General features: G+C 55.2%; 14 protein-coding genes. 5 read left to right on the forward strand and 9 right to left on the reverse strand.

Features of this window, described 5'->3' with window-relative positions; all coding sequences use genetic code 11:
- Positions 1 to 43: 43 nt before the first annotated feature.
- From WA429_RS16700 to WA429_RS16725, 6 genes are all read right to left on the reverse strand, one after another.
- Positions 44 to 1,456 (reverse strand): FAD-binding oxidoreductase, encoded by a 1,413-nt coding sequence (locus WA429_RS16700; RefSeq protein ID WP_287466324.1) that lies wholly within the window; start codon positions 1,454 to 1,456, stop codon positions 44 to 46.
- Between the two features lie 20 nt (positions 1,457 to 1,476).
- On the reverse strand, positions 1,477 to 2,472 hold the full coding sequence (locus WA429_RS16705; protein WP_287466325.1) for an L-threonylcarbamoyladenylate synthase: 996 nt from the start codon (positions 2,470 to 2,472) through the stop codon (positions 1,477 to 1,479).
- A 721-nt stretch (positions 2,473 to 3,193) separates the two neighbouring features.
- Complete coding sequence (gene cysQ / locus WA429_RS16710; RefSeq protein WP_287466326.1) at positions 3,194 to 4,009, reverse strand: 3'(2'),5'-bisphosphate nucleotidase CysQ; 816 nt, start codon at positions 4,007 to 4,009, stop codon at positions 3,194 to 3,196.
- Between the two features lie 97 nt (positions 4,010 to 4,106).
- Positions 4,107 to 4,484: a DUF2750 domain-containing protein gene (locus tag WA429_RS16715; protein ID WP_287466327.1), complete on the reverse strand. Its 378-nt coding sequence runs from the start codon at positions 4,482 to 4,484 to the stop codon at positions 4,107 to 4,109.
- A gap of 1 nt (position 4,485) precedes the next feature.
- Positions 4,486 to 5,955, reverse strand: coding sequence for an AmmeMemoRadiSam system protein B (amrB, locus tag WA429_RS16720; RefSeq protein ID WP_287466328.1), 1,470 nt, complete (start codon positions 5,953 to 5,955; stop codon positions 4,486 to 4,488).
- Positions 5,952 to 6,458, reverse strand: a complete 507-nt coding sequence (locus tag WA429_RS16725) for a hypothetical protein (protein WP_287466329.1) — start codon at positions 6,456 to 6,458, stop codon at positions 5,952 to 5,954. Before WA429_RS16725 ends, amrB begins: the two co-directional genes overlap by 4 nt.
- A gap of 120 nt (positions 6,459 to 6,578) precedes the next feature.
- Here WA429_RS16725 and amrS point away from each other — a divergent pair, with 120 nt between their 5' ends.
- From amrS to WA429_RS16740, 3 genes are all read left to right on the forward strand, one after another.
- A complete protein-coding gene (gene amrS, locus WA429_RS16730; protein ID WP_287466330.1) occupies positions 6,579 to 7,676 on the forward strand; it encodes an AmmeMemoRadiSam system radical SAM enzyme in 1,098 nt (365 codons plus the stop codon).
- A gap of 22 nt (positions 7,677 to 7,698) precedes the next feature.
- Positions 7,699 to 8,103 carry a (R)-mandelonitrile lyase gene (locus WA429_RS16735; protein ID WP_101247971.1) on the forward strand — a complete coding sequence of 135 codons (405 nt, stop codon included), beginning with the start codon at positions 7,699 to 7,701 and terminating at the stop codon, positions 8,101 to 8,103.
- Positions 8,104 to 8,181: 78 nt separating this feature from the next.
- Positions 8,182 to 8,652, forward strand: a complete 471-nt coding sequence (locus tag WA429_RS16740; protein WP_287466331.1) for a GNAT family N-acetyltransferase — start codon at positions 8,182 to 8,184, stop codon at positions 8,650 to 8,652.
- An 11-nt stretch (positions 8,653 to 8,663) separates the two neighbouring features.
- Here the strand turns inward: WA429_RS16740 and WA429_RS16745 are convergent, their stop codons facing one another.
- Positions 8,664 to 9,896: an NnrS family protein gene (locus WA429_RS16745; protein WP_287466332.1), complete on the reverse strand. Its 1,233-nt coding sequence runs from the start codon at positions 9,894 to 9,896 to the stop codon at positions 8,664 to 8,666.
- Positions 9,897 to 10,139: 243 nt separating this feature from the next.
- On the opposite strand from WA429_RS16745, the gene WA429_RS16750 reads away from it, so the two are divergent.
- Positions 10,140 to 11,609 carry a leucyl aminopeptidase gene (locus WA429_RS16750; RefSeq protein WP_068518304.1) on the forward strand — a complete coding sequence of 490 codons (1,470 nt, stop codon included), beginning with the start codon at positions 10,140 to 10,142 and terminating at the stop codon, positions 11,607 to 11,609.
- An 81-nt stretch (positions 11,610 to 11,690) separates the two neighbouring features.
- Positions 11,691 to 12,146: a DNA polymerase III subunit chi gene (locus tag WA429_RS16755; protein ID WP_068518225.1), complete on the forward strand. Its 456-nt coding sequence runs from the start codon at positions 11,691 to 11,693 to the stop codon at positions 12,144 to 12,146.
- Positions 12,147 to 12,160: 14 nt separating this feature from the next.
- On the opposite strand, the gene WA429_RS16760 is transcribed toward WA429_RS16755, so the two are convergent.
- Complete coding sequence (locus WA429_RS16760) at positions 12,161 to 12,778, reverse strand: hypothetical protein (protein WP_114112668.1); 618 nt, start codon at positions 12,776 to 12,778, stop codon at positions 12,161 to 12,163.
- A 30-nt stretch (positions 12,779 to 12,808) separates the two neighbouring features.
- Positions 12,809 to 14,959, reverse strand: coding sequence for a protein-arginine deiminase family protein (locus WA429_RS16765; protein ID WP_181848899.1), 2,151 nt, complete (start codon positions 14,957 to 14,959; stop codon positions 12,809 to 12,811).
- Positions 14,960 to 15,079: the final 120 nt, after the last annotated feature.

A 15,079-nucleotide genomic window follows, 5' to 3' on the forward strand; every position in this document is an offset into this window, starting at 1 on the left:
AAGGCCGGTTATAAGGCCGGTTGGATGGGGGGAAGAAAACCGCTCAGACGATCTTGCCGGGGTTCAGGCGATGATCCGGATCGATTGCGCCCTTGATCGCATGCAGCAGTTTCATTTTCTCGGCACTGGCATAGCGCGCAAGCTCGTCACGTTTAAGCTGCCCGATGCCATGTTCGGCGCTGATCGAGCCGCCAAGATCGGCAACGATGTCATGAATGACGCTGTTAAGGCTTTCCCACCGTGCCAGATAGTCGGATTTCTCCATCTGGACGGGCTGGCTGAAATTGAAATGGATATTGCCATCGCCGACATGCCCGAACGGGCAGGGGCGAATGCCCGGGATCAATGCCGATGCGGCTGCGATACCGCGATCGAGAAGATCGGGCACCTTTGACACCGGAACCGACACATCATGCTTGATCGATCCGCCTTCGAACCCTTGTGCCTCGGGGATGCCTTCGCGGATGGCCCACAAATTGGCCCGTTGCTTTTCCGACTGGGCGATGGTGGCGTCTGTTGCCAGACCGATTTCAACCGCATTGCTTAAAAGATCAACCAGAAGCGTCTGCAAATCATCATTGGGGCGCGATGACGTCAGTTCGATCAGAACATGCCAGTCGGTTTGCGTGGCAAGCGGACGTGTCAGCCCCTTAAGGTAAGTGACCGACATATCATGGGCAAAGCCGCTGATCAGCTCGAACGCGGCAATGCCGTCGCCGGTATGGCGGCGTGCCAGTGCCAAAAGATCAATCGCGCAGGCCGGTGACGGCACGGCAAGCCAGGCGGTGGCAACATGTTGCGGCTGTGCAAACAGCTTTAATGTGGCCTTGGTGATGATGCCAAGCGTTCCTTCGGCCCCGATAAACAGATCACGCAGGTCATACCCGGTATTGTCCTTGCGCAATTTGGAAAGCCCGTTCCAGATGCTGCCATCGGGCAGGACAACCTCAAGGCCAAGACACAATTCGCGTGCATTGCCATACCGGATGACATTCAAACCACCGGCATTGGTCGCAAGGTTACCACCAATCTGGCAGGTGCCCTCCGCCCCAAGTGACAGCGGGAAAAGAAGATCATGTTTGGCACAGGCGTCCTGAACGGTTTGCAGGATCGCACCGGCTTCGACCGTCGCGGTGAAATCGCGATCATCAATTTCAATGATCCGGTTCATGCGTTTGAGATTAAGCAAAACCTGTCGCGCGCCGGCAACTGCCCCGCCACAGCGCCCGGTATTGCCGCCTTGCGGCACGATGGCGATATCATGTGCGGCACAGATCGCAACGGATTTTGCGACTTCTTCGGTGCTGGCCGGAAACAGGATGATTTCGGCCTTGCCTTCAAATTTGCCCCGGGCCTCGGCATTGTGGGATGCCAGAATGTCGGCGTCCGTGCTGATCCCCTTGGGACCCAGCAGGGTTTGCAATTCATCAATCACGCCGTCTGGCAGATGGGACATGGCAGCTTTCAGCTTTCCGGTCAGGGGGATGGATGGGGTGTGCGCGGGGCCGCTGCGCGTTTCATCCGGTCATTGATCGCAAGTCCAAGCCCGGTTTCCGGGATCGGCGCAATCGCAATGCCGTCAAAACGCGGCTGATCGGCTTCATGCAGTTTGGCAAACAGATTGGCCGCAGCTTCGCGGGCATCGCCGCTTTTCGAAAGCCACAAAACCGCATCAAATCCCTTGGTGTTGCAATCACCATATGCCAGCAGGATTTCATTGCCATATTTGGCGGGATTGGCGGTGGTGGCATCCAGACGCACCGGCAGGCCCGGCGCATAATGGCTGGTCAGCATGCCGGGGCTTTTGGGCGCTGTATCATCGGTTTCGGCCATCACCACGTCACAGCCAAGAATTTCCGCAACCTGTTCCCTGGTAATTCCGCCGGGACGCAACATCACCACCCGGTCCGTGGTCAGGTCAATGACCGTGCTTTCAAGTCCGACCCCGCATGGCCCACCATCAAGGATCATACCAATCGCGTTCCCCAGCGAATGGGCAACATGACCGGCCGTGGTCGGGCTGATGCGCCCGGACCGGTTGGCAGACGGGGCGGCAATCGGGCGGCCGACCGCGCGCAACAACTGACGTGCCATCGGGTGGGCGGGAACGCGCACCGCAATGCTGGGCAGGCCCGCGGTTACCAGCGCGCACACATCACTATCAGTCTGGCGTGGCAAAACAAGTGTCAGCGCACCGGGCCAGAATGTTTCGGCCAGCTTGTCGGCACGCGCATCAAAGACGGCATGCTTTGCTGCGGCATCACGATCTGGAAAATGGCTGATCAGGGGATTGAAGCTTGGCCGTTGCTTGGCAGCATAGATACCGGCAACCGCATCGGCATTTGTGGCATCGGCACCCAGCCCATAGACCGTCTCGGTCGGAAAGGCCACCAGTTCGCCCGCGCGCAGTTTCGCAGCAGCCTGGCTAAGGGCACCTTCGGAATAGGGTCGAATGGTCAATGCGGGTGACATGCAAGTATCCGTGAAAAGACAATCTACTCAGATACCTAGCTACGATCATGGCCAATGACAAGGAAGAACGCCCCGTTACCGTGCGATGACAGCCAAAAAAGAACTGCATATCGAACGCAAGTTGTCTCTTTCTGCAGGGACGAGTGGTCGCGCTCTTTGCAGTCGATTTTGAGCTAAATACCTAGCTTGTAAACGTTGTGGTACTTCTCACTTGGTTCAAAATATCAATCGGATTAATTGGCGCATCAACTCTGATAGACCTGTAGCAATGACTGACGGTCCGTAACCAGCGCACTTTTTTAGAAACGATCGTTCTTGTGCAGGCATGATGACGTGAATCTCCAAAAATCTCTCTTCGCGAAGAGAGTATTGAGGATTCGTTAACTTGCCATGAATTGTTGGAGGGAAGTCCGATCATTGATTTTAAACAGCGCAGAGCCGCCATGAAATGGCGGCTCCAATTTACGCTCTAGCCCAATTTCGCCCCGCGGTGGTGAAACTGGACCGCGTCGCCGTGATTCCGGCGGCTATTTACGTCACCTACACTCTGTGTGGCGATAAATTCTGTATACTGCGAAATGGCGCAAAAGTCAACAAAACTGCGGGATAGGGATGGTTTTGAGCTGTTCAAAATCAAAGCGGCCTGTCACGGGTGCAATGCACAAATGACAAGCCGCTGATCATACGAATGAATTCGCAAATATCTGTGCTGCGCAGTAAATCAGTCCTGGTATTTTACCGGAACTGACGGGCTGCGGGCGATGAAGAACGGGTTGCGAAATTCACCTTTTCCGTAAAGGAATCGGGAACCGTCCATATTTTCAACAACCCCGCCGGCCGCTGCCAGAACCGCATGACCGGCACCGATATCCCATTCCATGGTCGGGCCCAGGCGCGGATAAAGATCGGCTTCGCCCGCCGCAACCAGACAAAGTTTAAGCGAACTGCCCGCCGGGCGCAGTTCCTTGACCGGAAGATCGCCCAAAAATGCCTTCATGGCTTCGGGATCGCCATGCGAACGCGAACCGACGACAACCACGCCGTCCTCGGGCATGTCGCGCACGGTGATGTCGGTCGTGACCGGGGCGGCATCGCCTTCGATCAGTTTCGCGCCATCCGGGCCACCGTAATACAGCTTTTCAATCGCCGGGGCATAGACCACGCCCAGAACCGGCTGGCCCTTGGCGATCAGTGCTATATTGACGGTAAACTCGCCATTGCGTTTGATGAATTCCTTGGTGCCATCAAGCGGATCAACCAGCCAGAAAAAATCGGTCTCGCCATTCACATCGGGAACATCGCCCTTGGCCGCAGATTCTTCGGACACGATTTTGACATCCGGGGTAAGGGCGCGCAGACCCGGCAGGATCACGGCCTCGGCGGCTTCGTCGGCTTCGGTGACCGGGGATGCATCATCCTTGGAACGCACTTCGAAATCGGTTTTGTAGATTTCCATCATCGCCGCACCGGCTTTGCGCGCGATCTCGATCAATCCGTTTTCAAGCGCATCTGCGCTGGCAGGCAGGGCAATGGTCATTGCTGTCTCGTTCGTTGGCGTGAAAATGATGATTGATGGGGATAGGGAATTTTACGCCCAAGGTCCAGCCCGCGTTTGGCATGCCTGGCAATTTAACCTATGTCCGGCCAAACTGTTTGGCCATCGCTGTCTTGAGCGCGCCCAGCAAATCCGCGCTCAGATCACCCGGCGCGACCATAACCGGCGCAAGGGCGGGTGTGGGCGAAACACCGGCCATCACCCCGTTTTCCCGCCAATCGGGTACGATATGTTCAATGGCATCAATCAGGGTGATGGGCACGGGAACATGATTTGTCTGAATGCTCGCCCCCCAGCTTTGCGCATCCTCGCGGTTGGCAAAGACCGGGCAGAATGTTTGCCCGCTACTGGTATGAAGCAACCAGCCATGATGATAAAGGCCCCAGAAGCCCTCCCATTTCGCAGCCACTTCAAGAAAGTCGTCATATCTTTGATCGCGTGCCTGGTTGCTCGACATATCAGGCATCGCGCCAGAAACCGCGTGGCGTCACATTACGGCCTGCGATGCCGCGCGTAATAAACCGCTGGGCTTGCAGGCTGTCTGACCAGTAATCCATCGGCAATCCGGCCTTGCGTTTCAGGTGGGCGACAAAGTCTCCGGGATCGGGCAACTGATCCCAAACCTGTGGCAGGAACAGGCCCCGCCGATTGCCATCCGACAGGATGATGCCGTCTTCAAACGGGGTCAGTCTGGCAATCAGATCGTCCTGGCTTTTGAACGGAAACGGGTGGGGCGGTGACAGGACCGAGATCGAAAGCTCAAGATCATCATTGATCTCGTTCTGTGTCAGACCGGCAAAGCGCGGATCACGAAACGCTGCCTTGAACGCGTTTTCACACAGATCGGTGGCAAGATCGGTGTGTGCAATGATCGACCCGATGCAGCCACGCAATTGCCCGGATTTCTTCAGCGTGACAAAACATGCTCCCGGTGCGGCAAGGGCCGGGGCGACTTCGCCCGGCGATACATGCAATGGTGCGCCGGTTTCAAGCCCGTGCAGGATCGATTTGCGACACAGATCAAGCATGGCCGGGCCATGGGCCTTGATCAGATCCTCGGTCGCCTTGGCGAAATTGTCTTCGGTGCTGTCTGGTGTGGTCATCGGCTGGCTGCTTTCTTCATAAAGTGCCCAGGCGCCATAGCCGACCACACGGGATTTATCCCCCGTGACATCACCGGAATTGCGCATGCCCAATGTTTCGATCCGCATTTTGCGCGTCCGTGCCGACAGCAACATCCCCGCCACCGGAAGCGCACCACAGGCATCATCACTTCCGATATTTTCCGCGTCGAAATTCTCGATCATTTTGCGTGTATTGCCATCCATGCGACGGGCGGTGTCATAATCATGGAAATGTGACAGGTCCGATGAAATGACAATCAGGGTTTCCGGACCACCCCACAGCTTTTCAATCACTTCATTGACCTGGCGCGGGTTGCACCGGCTAACCAGAAGCGGCACAATCCCGATATCGGTATTTTCGCCAAACAGGCGCTGAATAAACGGCAATTCGATCTCAAGCCCGTGTTCAAGCCTGTGCGCGTCATCAAGCATCTGAACCTGTGGAAGCGACAGCGCGGTTTGCAGGGCCAAAAGATCACAGCGCATCGTGCCAAGCGGGGTGGCAAAACCATCGGCCTTGGCCAGCGCAATGCCCTGAAACGCCATGCGATGCGCCGGACCAATGATCAGAATGCGCTTTATCTTCCCCTTAAGGGCACGCACCGTGGCAAAGCCAAGGGCGGCAAGGCTTCCCGAAAACATCAAACCGGCATGGGGCACAATGATCGCCTTGGGAATGGCCGCATTCTGCGTGGCATCGGCATGCAAGGCAGCATCAATCAACCCGTCAATCTCGCTGCGCAGGATATCGGCATCCGCAGGATAAAAAGTTCCGGCAACGGCAGGGGGGCGAATAATGCTCATAGCTTTTCTCTAATGTACCTGAAAGCCCTTTGAAGCGATGTTTCAGAGTGGTTCGGAACACTTGGACTCAAATTGGTCCAATGGTACCAAGTGTAGTGATATTCTCCCTGTTGGATGCTGAATTTATTCCCACAAATTGTGCATTCGCATCTATAGTCCGCGGACCAGTTTTGGGCGTCTTCCATTTTATCAGTTATGACAACGAATCCTTCCTCCGCTTCTTTGTTTGGATTGAAAAACATGTTGCTTGGGTAAAGTTCGCATTGGCAAGCCTCAGTCTCTCTAATGAAGCTCAGTTTCTTCAATGCAAAGTTCAGGTGGTAATCATTAGACAACAAGCCAGGGCCACTGTTCTTAAAGACGTTTTTTGTCTCCTTTCTAATTTTTTTCAAGTGCTCGGAAATTTCGAGAAGCTTATCTCTATCGCGTAACTTTCTAATTTCACAGCTGGCCAGCCAAACTTTGTGAGGAGCACGGGAAAGGAAGTGTTCTAAAATATCCAATGCGTTGTCCTAAAGTTAGATGCTCATTACAGCAGGAGATTTCTCAGCGACCTTTTGAAAAAGATAGCGATCAGGACTAGATTTTCAAAGAGGAAGCTTTGCCAAAAGAAAGCCCGCGCCATGAACATGACCACCCCGCAGGTCGATACCGTCCCCGCCCGCTACTGGCACCATCTGGATGATGGACGTATTCAGTGCGATGTCTGCCCGCGTTTTTGCAAGCTCAATGACGGGCAGCGGGGCTTGTGCTTTGTCCGGGCCCGCGAAGGGGGCCAGATGGTTCTGACCACCTGGGGGCGATCCTCGGGCTTTTGCATTGATCCGATCGAGAAAAAGCCGCTTAACCATTTCCTGCCGGGAACACCGATCCTGTCATTCGGTACGGCGGGCTGTAATCTGACCTGCAAGTTCTGCCAGAATTACGAGATTTCCAAAGCCCGCAAGATGGACAAGCTTTCATCGCTGGCAACCCCGGAAATGATTGCCAAAACGGCCAAAGCATATGGTTGTTCATCGGTTGCCTTTACCTATAACGATCCGGTGATTTTCCTTGAATATGCGGTGGATGTCGCCCAGGCCTGCCGGGAAATGGGATTGCGTACCGTGGCGGTGACGGCGGGCTATATCGGGGATCAGGCGCGCGAGGAATTTTTCCGCCATATGGATGCGGCCAATGTCGACCTTAAGGGCTTTACCGACCGCTTTTATCATCAGCTTTGTTCCGCCCATCTGCGCGATGTTCTTGAAACGCTTAAATACCTCAAACAGGAAACCGGGGTGTGGTTTGAACTGACCAATCTGGTCATTCCCGGCGAGAATGACGGGGATGCGGAGTTCGATGAAATGACCGGCTGGGTGCAGTCCGAACTTGGCCCGGATGTGCCGATGCATTTTTCGGCCTTTCACCCGGATTGGAAAATGATGGATACGCCGCGTACCCCGCCCGAAACACTGGTGCGCGCCCGCAAGATCGCCATGCAAAACGGCATTCGCTATGCCTATGTCGGCAACGTTCATGACAAATCCCATAGCAGCACCTTTTGCCATGGCTGTGGCGATATCCTGATCGGGCGGGACTGGTATCAGTTATCAGACTGGAATCTTGATACCCACGGGGCCTGCAAGACTTGCGGCACCCATTGCGCCGGCGTGTTTCAGGCCAACCCGGGAACCTGGGGGCCAAAGCGCCAGCCGGTGAAACTTCTTTCAAAAACGTGATAGGTAAAAAGGCAGGAACGTCATGGATATCAAGCGCGCAGGGTCACAGGCCTCCACCACCGGATCGCCGGAATATTTCACCGGGCGGGTGCGGATCGAACCGATCATAAGTGCTGCCGATCCGGCACGGGTCGCAGCGGCCAATGTGACGTTTGAACCCGGTGCACGCACCACATGGCACACCCATCCGCTAGGCCAGACCATTATCGTTACGGCCGGGGTTGGCCGGGCACAGCGCGAAGGCGGCCCGGTCGAGGAAATCCGCCCCGGTGATATCGTCTGGTTCGAGCCCGGCGAAAAGCATTGGCATGGTGCCGGGCCCGAAACGGCCATGACCCATATCGCCATTCAGGAAAAACTGAACGGATCGCCTGTTGACTGGCTGGAGCCGGTCAGTGACGAAGATTACCTTGGCACCGGCGCCTGACAATCATGACGTTTTTAGTAGCGTAATTCGTCGGCTTGGCTAAAGTGCGCGCGGTTTTAACGCATCTGGAAACGCGGCATGGCTGGCATCAAAATTCGAAAAGCACGTTTGGGTGATGTCGGCGCCATCTTTGCCATTCGAAGCCGTGTGCGCGAAAACCATCTTTCCGCGACCGAGCTTGCCGAACGCGGCGTCACCAAGGCGGCTTTTGGCAAATGGCTTGCCGATGGCTATGGCATCTGGATTGCCGATCTGGATGGATCAGCAGCCGGTTTTGCCATCGCCATCCCGGCGGAGGCGACGCTTTGGGCGCTTTTCGTTGATCCCGATTTCGAAGGGCGCGGCGTTGGTGCGGCCTTGCTGCGCACGGCCGAGGAATGGCTGTTTGCACAGGGATGCAATGACATTTCATTGACCACCGGGGCGGACCCGAAAAACCGTGCGCACGGTTTTTACGAAATGCATGGCTGGCACAGCACGGGGGATATCGATAACGGCGATGTGGAATATATCAAATCCAACCCGTCGCTTTCGCTGTTTGATTTTTAGGGTGCGATTGTTTAACGCACCGGAATGCCACCTGTTTTCTTTTGCGACGGTCCCAGCAGAACCGGACCATAGCCGATCAGGAAAGCCAGCCATCCGCCAACCCACATCAAGGTCGCAATGGCAAGAATGGTGACATAATGCGCATTGCTTTGCCCGGCCACTATCCGAAACGCGGTTGAAAACCAGATCAGGCCAAAGGCGGCATTAAGCAGCATGCTGGCACGCAATTCGCGGCCCGTATGGCCAAGGGCGGCCCGCCCGGCAATCGCAATGATCATGCAGGCCATCGCCCCGCCGGTAAGCCCGTGCAAGGCATCGCGCGATCCGATGGCATCGGGCCAGATCATCGATGCCCCCAAAAGTCCCAATCCGACCGGCACCCAGAAATAGCCAAGATGCAGCATGGCAACAATCGGTTCGCGCCAAGTGTGAACCCCGCGCCAGCGCATCAGGCGCACGCCATGAAGCACGCCTGCCATCAACAACACATAACCGGGCAGGGCCGCATCGGGCGTGATGATCACGGTGATGATGGCAAGTGCGATACTTGCCAGACACACCATGTCAAACCGGCCAAACAGGACGGGCAGGGGCGCCGAAATCTGTTCGCGTTGCATCCAGTTGCGCGTAAAGGCCGGGATCACCCGCCCGCCAATCAGCGCAATCAGCAAAATGATCGTCAGGATCGCCGTTTGATAAAGCATCACCGGATCAAGGGTGAGGACATCAACACAGGATGCAACAAACAACCCGTCAAACAGCGCGATGATGCCAATCACCGCCAATACCCGCATGTTCTTAAGGTTACGCGCCGCAATCAGTTCACGCGCCCCCAACGCAATCAGAAACACGAAATAGACCAGTGCCCCGACAATCACGGCAAGCGGCGGCAGGTTTTCTGCAAAGCCAATGACCAAACGCCCCAAAATCCATGTTGATGTAAGGGCCATTAACATCGGCCCGGCAACGGGTGGTCGTCCCGTCCAGTTGGCAATCGCGGTCAATAAAAATCCGCCAATCGCCGCCCCGCCAAATCCGAATATCATTTCATGGGCATGCCAGAAGGATGGCGTGCCAAGGCTTGGCACCGCAATTCCGTGGACATAGCCCGCCACCCACCAGACGACGGCAACAAGCGCAAGGATCCCGGCCAACAGAAAAAGCGGGCGAAACGCCCCGCTCCAGAACGGATGGGAACGAACGGCCGGTTCGGTGATCGAAATCGGGGCGGGCTTGGCGGGCATGATCGGCCTCCTGGATGTAATGGGGCGATCATAGCGGTGTTTGAAATGCTGTCTTTGACGTTGCGCAATTTTGACGCATGCCAAATCACGGGGGCAACAGGTTGCTCTTACGTGAAAACCCTGTGTTTTTCGATGATAAGGCTTTTCAAGCGCGTTATTCACGCTAGATTAGGGGCAGAATTTCAACGCGGCTGCTTTTGAAAGGGCCGCGCGCCCCGAAACATGACAGGAGTCCTGTTCACCATGAAGATCACGTTTTCCGATCTCGCCATTCCGTCCAGCGGTGCCGTTATTGCCTTTGCGACTGAGGGGGCTGATCTGATGCCAAGTGCGGTTGCGCTTGATGAAGCAACCGGTGGATCGATCACCAAGGCGATCAAGTCGTCGACCTTCAAGGGCAAGTCGGGGCAAAGCCTCCAGATCCTTGCACCGGCAAATGTCGATCTGTCGCGCGTGATCATTTTCGGGATTGGCAAGGAAGCCGAATTTGACGTGATCGCAGCCCAGAAGCTTGGCGGCTCGGTTACGGCGCGCGCCCTGGCGACCGGGGAAAAGGAACTTACCGTTCTGTTCGATATGGAAAACCTGGCTTGTGATTTTGCAACCGGTGCCATGCTGCGCGATTATCGCTTCGATAAATACCGCACCACCGAAACCAAGGAAGACAAGCCGGTTCTTAAGGCGTTCGATATCGCCACCCGCGACCACAAGGACGCCAAGAAACAGTTCGACAGCGCCAAAAAGGTCGTCGAAGGCGTGTTCTTTACCCGTGATCTGGTATCCGAACCGGCCAACGTTCTTTATCCGGAAACCTTTGCCAAGGAAGTCTCCGCACTGGAAAAGCTCGGTGTCGAAATTGACGTCCTTGATGAAAAGGAAATGAAAAAGCTCGGCATGGGCGCGCTTCTGGGCGTTGCCATGGGGTCGGCCAAAAAACCGGCGATGGTTGTCATGCGCTGGAACGGTGGCAAGAAAAAAGACGCTCCGATTGCCTTTGTCGGCAAGGGCGTGACCTTTGATACCGGTGGTATTTCTCTTAAACCGGCGGCGGGCATGGAAGACATGAAATGGGACATGGGCGGTGCCGGTGTCGTTTCCGGTCTGATGAAGGCCCTGGCTGGTCGCAAGGCGAAATGCAATGTGGTTGCGGTTCTTGGACTGGTTGAAAATATGCCGTCTTCGACCGCGCAGCGTCCGGGTGATGTTGTGACCTCGATGTCGGGTCAGACCATTGAAGTCATCAATACCGATGCCGAAGGCCGTCTGGTTCTGTGTGATGCGCTGACCTATGTGCAGGAAAAATATGATCCGCGTCTGATCGTTGATCTGGCGACCCTGACCGGGGCGGTCATCATTGCCCTTGGTCATGAAAATGCCGGTCTGTTTTCCAATAATGACGATCTGGCCGCCCAGATCACAACGGCCGGTCTTGCCGTTGATGAAGGTGTGTGGCGTCTGCCGCTGTCACCGGCCTATGACAAGCAGCTTAAATCCGACATTGCCGATATGAAAAACGTTGGCGGTCGCCCGGCCGGGTCGATTACCGCGGCCCAGTTCCTCAAACGCTTTATCACCAAGGACCGCCCGTGGGCGCATCTTGATATCGCGGCAATGGCCTGGTCGACTGCCGACAAGGAAGTCGTACCCAAAGGCGGTACCGGCTTTGGCGTGCGCCTGCTTGATCGCTTTGTGGCCGATAACTACGAAAACTGATCACGTTTTGTGATGTGATTTATGCGGGGCAGGGTGATGATCATCTTGCCCCGTTTTTGCTTTCGCGCTACTGAATTGGCTATGGCTGATATCTGGTTCTATCATCTCACCAGCTTGCCGCTGGAACGCGCCTTGCCGACCCTGCTGTCCAAAACATTGGAGCGGGAAAAACGTGCTGTGGTGATGACGGGCAATGAACAGCGCATTGATGCGATCAACACGCTTCTGTGGACCTATGATCCGGCAAGCTGGCTCCCGCACGGGTCCAAGTCCGATGGCGATCCGGAAATGCAGCCGGTCTGGCTGACGACGGATGATGAAAACCCCAATGGCGCCCAGTTCCTGTTTCTGACCGACCGGGCGATGAGCGACAAGGTCGCCGATTACGAACGCGTCATCATGCTGTTTGATGACCGTGACCACGACGCGGTGGCCGAGGCCCGCACCCGCTGGAAAGACTGGAAAGACGCCGGGCACAAGCTTTCCTACTGGCAACAATCCCCGCAAGGCGCGTGGGAGAAGAAGGCTGAAAGCTGATTATTCTCCGGTGCTTATGGTGTCCCCGACCCTGATGTGAAATCTTCAAACAGGATTTCTACCAGCGCCTTTGTCACCTCATCCTGACTGAGTTTCCCGCCTGCCATTTCATTGATTGCCGGGAAACTGTCAGCAGACAAATCAAAAAGCTTTGTCTGGATTTCCGATGCGCGCACCGGCCAGTCCGGATCGATCTGCGCAAGTCCAAGCAACATGCTCCGCGCCATTTGATCGGCATCGCCGCTTTTTATTGCATCTTGCACTTGTGGGATTTGTCTTGCCTCTGAAACAGCGACGTCAAGCGTTGCCAAAAGGTCGGCCAGTTCTTTGGCCTGTATCTGAATATCCGTGACCGGATAGTTTTGTTCGATCTCGCGCAGCGGCGCGACGGCGGCTGATGTGCCGTAACTTCCCAGATATGATATTGCCCCGCCAAGCTGCCAGCTTTCCCATTTTTTCCAGACCCCGGCTTTGAGATCGTCAATCATCGGGGTGGCGATGGTGCCGCTATATCGACGGAAAATCTGATCAACCGTGTAAGGGGCGGGACGATTGGAGATGCGATCTTCCATCGAGCTTGCAAGACTGGCAATCTCTTTGAGAGCCTGTTGATAGTCGCTTTGTGCACTCATCGGGAAACTCCCTTTTCATGTGCGATGATATCAGGCATCGACCGCCGTCCACCAGTTTGCATAGCGCGCATTACCAAAGGCCGTCTGGCCGTCATAGGGCGCGCGAAGTTCATTTGTGCCGCAGTGAATCTCGCCATGCGCGACATGGTAGTCGTCCCAATCATCAATAAAGACGCATTCCGGACCGTTCTGAATTGCAGCAATCTTCTGTCTGATATCGTCCTCAAACAGATCATGTCCGTTATTGGGCATTGTGTTGTCGACAATCCAGGGGCCAAAAGGCTTGGGGATCATGAGTTTGTCGTTCCCGACGAACATATTGACCATATCCCCGGTCATGGCGCCACTGCGGAAACCGCATTCTCGGCCCGGATAAATGTTGAAGCCGTTATCTGCGCCCATTGTCCAGAAGCTGACCTTGTCGGCCATTGTGAAGTTACCATTGATCTGATGCACTGGAATGAAGATTACGGGCACCCTGATGATATCATTGTCCGTAAGATCGAACGCTGCCTTTAATCGACGGATGTTCTGATTGATCAGATATTCAACGCCATTGATGTTCCAGTCTCTGAGTTGTTTATATGTGTAGTTTTGCAGGTTTCCGGTATTGATATCCTGCCAGCTTGTTGGGGCCTGCCCGTTGCCAAGAAAGTCGGTGATCGTACCTGTCGCATCTATGGCATTGCCGATGCCTAGTCCGGCAAAATTCGGGGTCGCATTGCCCGGCGAATGTGGCGGGCGGGCAAGAAGTGGCGCGTTGCCATGTGCGTTCCTGTTGTTGCGCAGGATGCCATAGGCTGTTGCCGGGCTGGCGACCAGAAGTTTCCATTTCTTGAACGCATTGGCCGGGTTGTTGTCCGGAACGAATGTCATCATCTCGTCCACATGGCCAACCGCCAACCAGTCAGTGTCCAGTGTGATTGGCGGCTGCATGTTCTGCGCATCAAAGAATTCTCTGCTGCTTTGATCCACGGTGCTCTGGACATTGTTGCCAAAATAGATGCGTCCATATCGGTAATAGGTTGTGGCTCCGTTCACCGTTTTCTGCACCGGGGGCGTAACGGCAATATTACCCCCGGAATTGCCATCATTAATGCCGTCAGCACTCCCTGCCGCAGGGTAATACAGCCCTACATTCTGGCTGATCAGAGTTTGGTAAATCCAGTTCTGCAAGGACCGCCAACGGTGAGTTTTCATGAAGGCGTCCTTGCTCTGGACACCTGCTCCGTTTCCTGGCCAGACACTGTGACCCGAAACAATGGTATCGCGCATCCAGCGATCCCTGCTAACAGCAGGTCGCGCTAATCTTCCTGCCGCAATGAAGTTCTGCCAGACATTTCCGTTCAGATACGGAACGTTTGTAAGTGCCGACGCTCCCGGTGTGGCCAATGTCAGGGCATAGGGCGGGTTTTCGTTGGCAACGGGAACGCCAAGGGCCGCCTGAAAATTGGCATTGTTGGCATCGACGACATAAATGCGCGAAACCGTTTGCCGGTGATGATTGCCAATCCAGCGTGCGGCAACGATACGCTCGGCATACATATATGTCGGATTGTTCGCGCCTGTTACTTCGGGCTGAATGATGAACAGGCTGATGATGCCTTGACCGGACGCAAAATTCCGTCCTGCAAATCTGACAGCCTCAATACCGTATGCTTTGGCAGCACCAACAGAGGCGGTTGTGATATTTGCCTCATCTGCGGTTTCCGGCCCGATGATTTCAACGCTGTTATTGGCGTCTCCATCGAAAATTCGGAAATGATTTCTGGCCGCGGCATCCGTGTTTCTGGCTTTGCCGAGCCAGAGTTTAAGGCCCCAGCCGACAGGTACAGGGGCTGCCGGGCCTGCAACAGGCGCCACAATTGTTTGCCGAATTTCAAGCCTTGCGACACCTGTCACCAGATCATTGTTGCCGTTAATGTCGCGGTCCTGATTATCCGTGCGCCCAACAACGGCATTATTGCCGTCACGATTGCAGTTGACCGGAATGATTGCTCCGCGCCCGGCTATCCCGAACGTGACAGTTTGCGGGCTGATCTGATTAATGTTTCCGGCAGCGTCGAGTACACCGTCTCTGTCACGATCCGTATGAAGCGTGTAATAAATCACGGTCAGGTTTTTGATATCGGTCGCATCGTTATTTACAACAACCTGCTCGTCTATCGGGACGAAGCCCATACCGGAAACTTGCAGCCTCCATGTACCGTTCGCGATGTTAAACACATGAGAAGCCGCCACATTCGGAGTGAGAACCAAATCCTTTGTCTGTTGTGGCTGACCCAAGCAGGTTAGCGAGAT

It is taken from the genome of Thalassospira sp. CH_XMU1420-2 (assembly GCF_037029325.1).
Lineage (GTDB): Bacteria > Pseudomonadota > Alphaproteobacteria > Rhodospirillales > Thalassospiraceae > Thalassospira > Thalassospira povalilytica.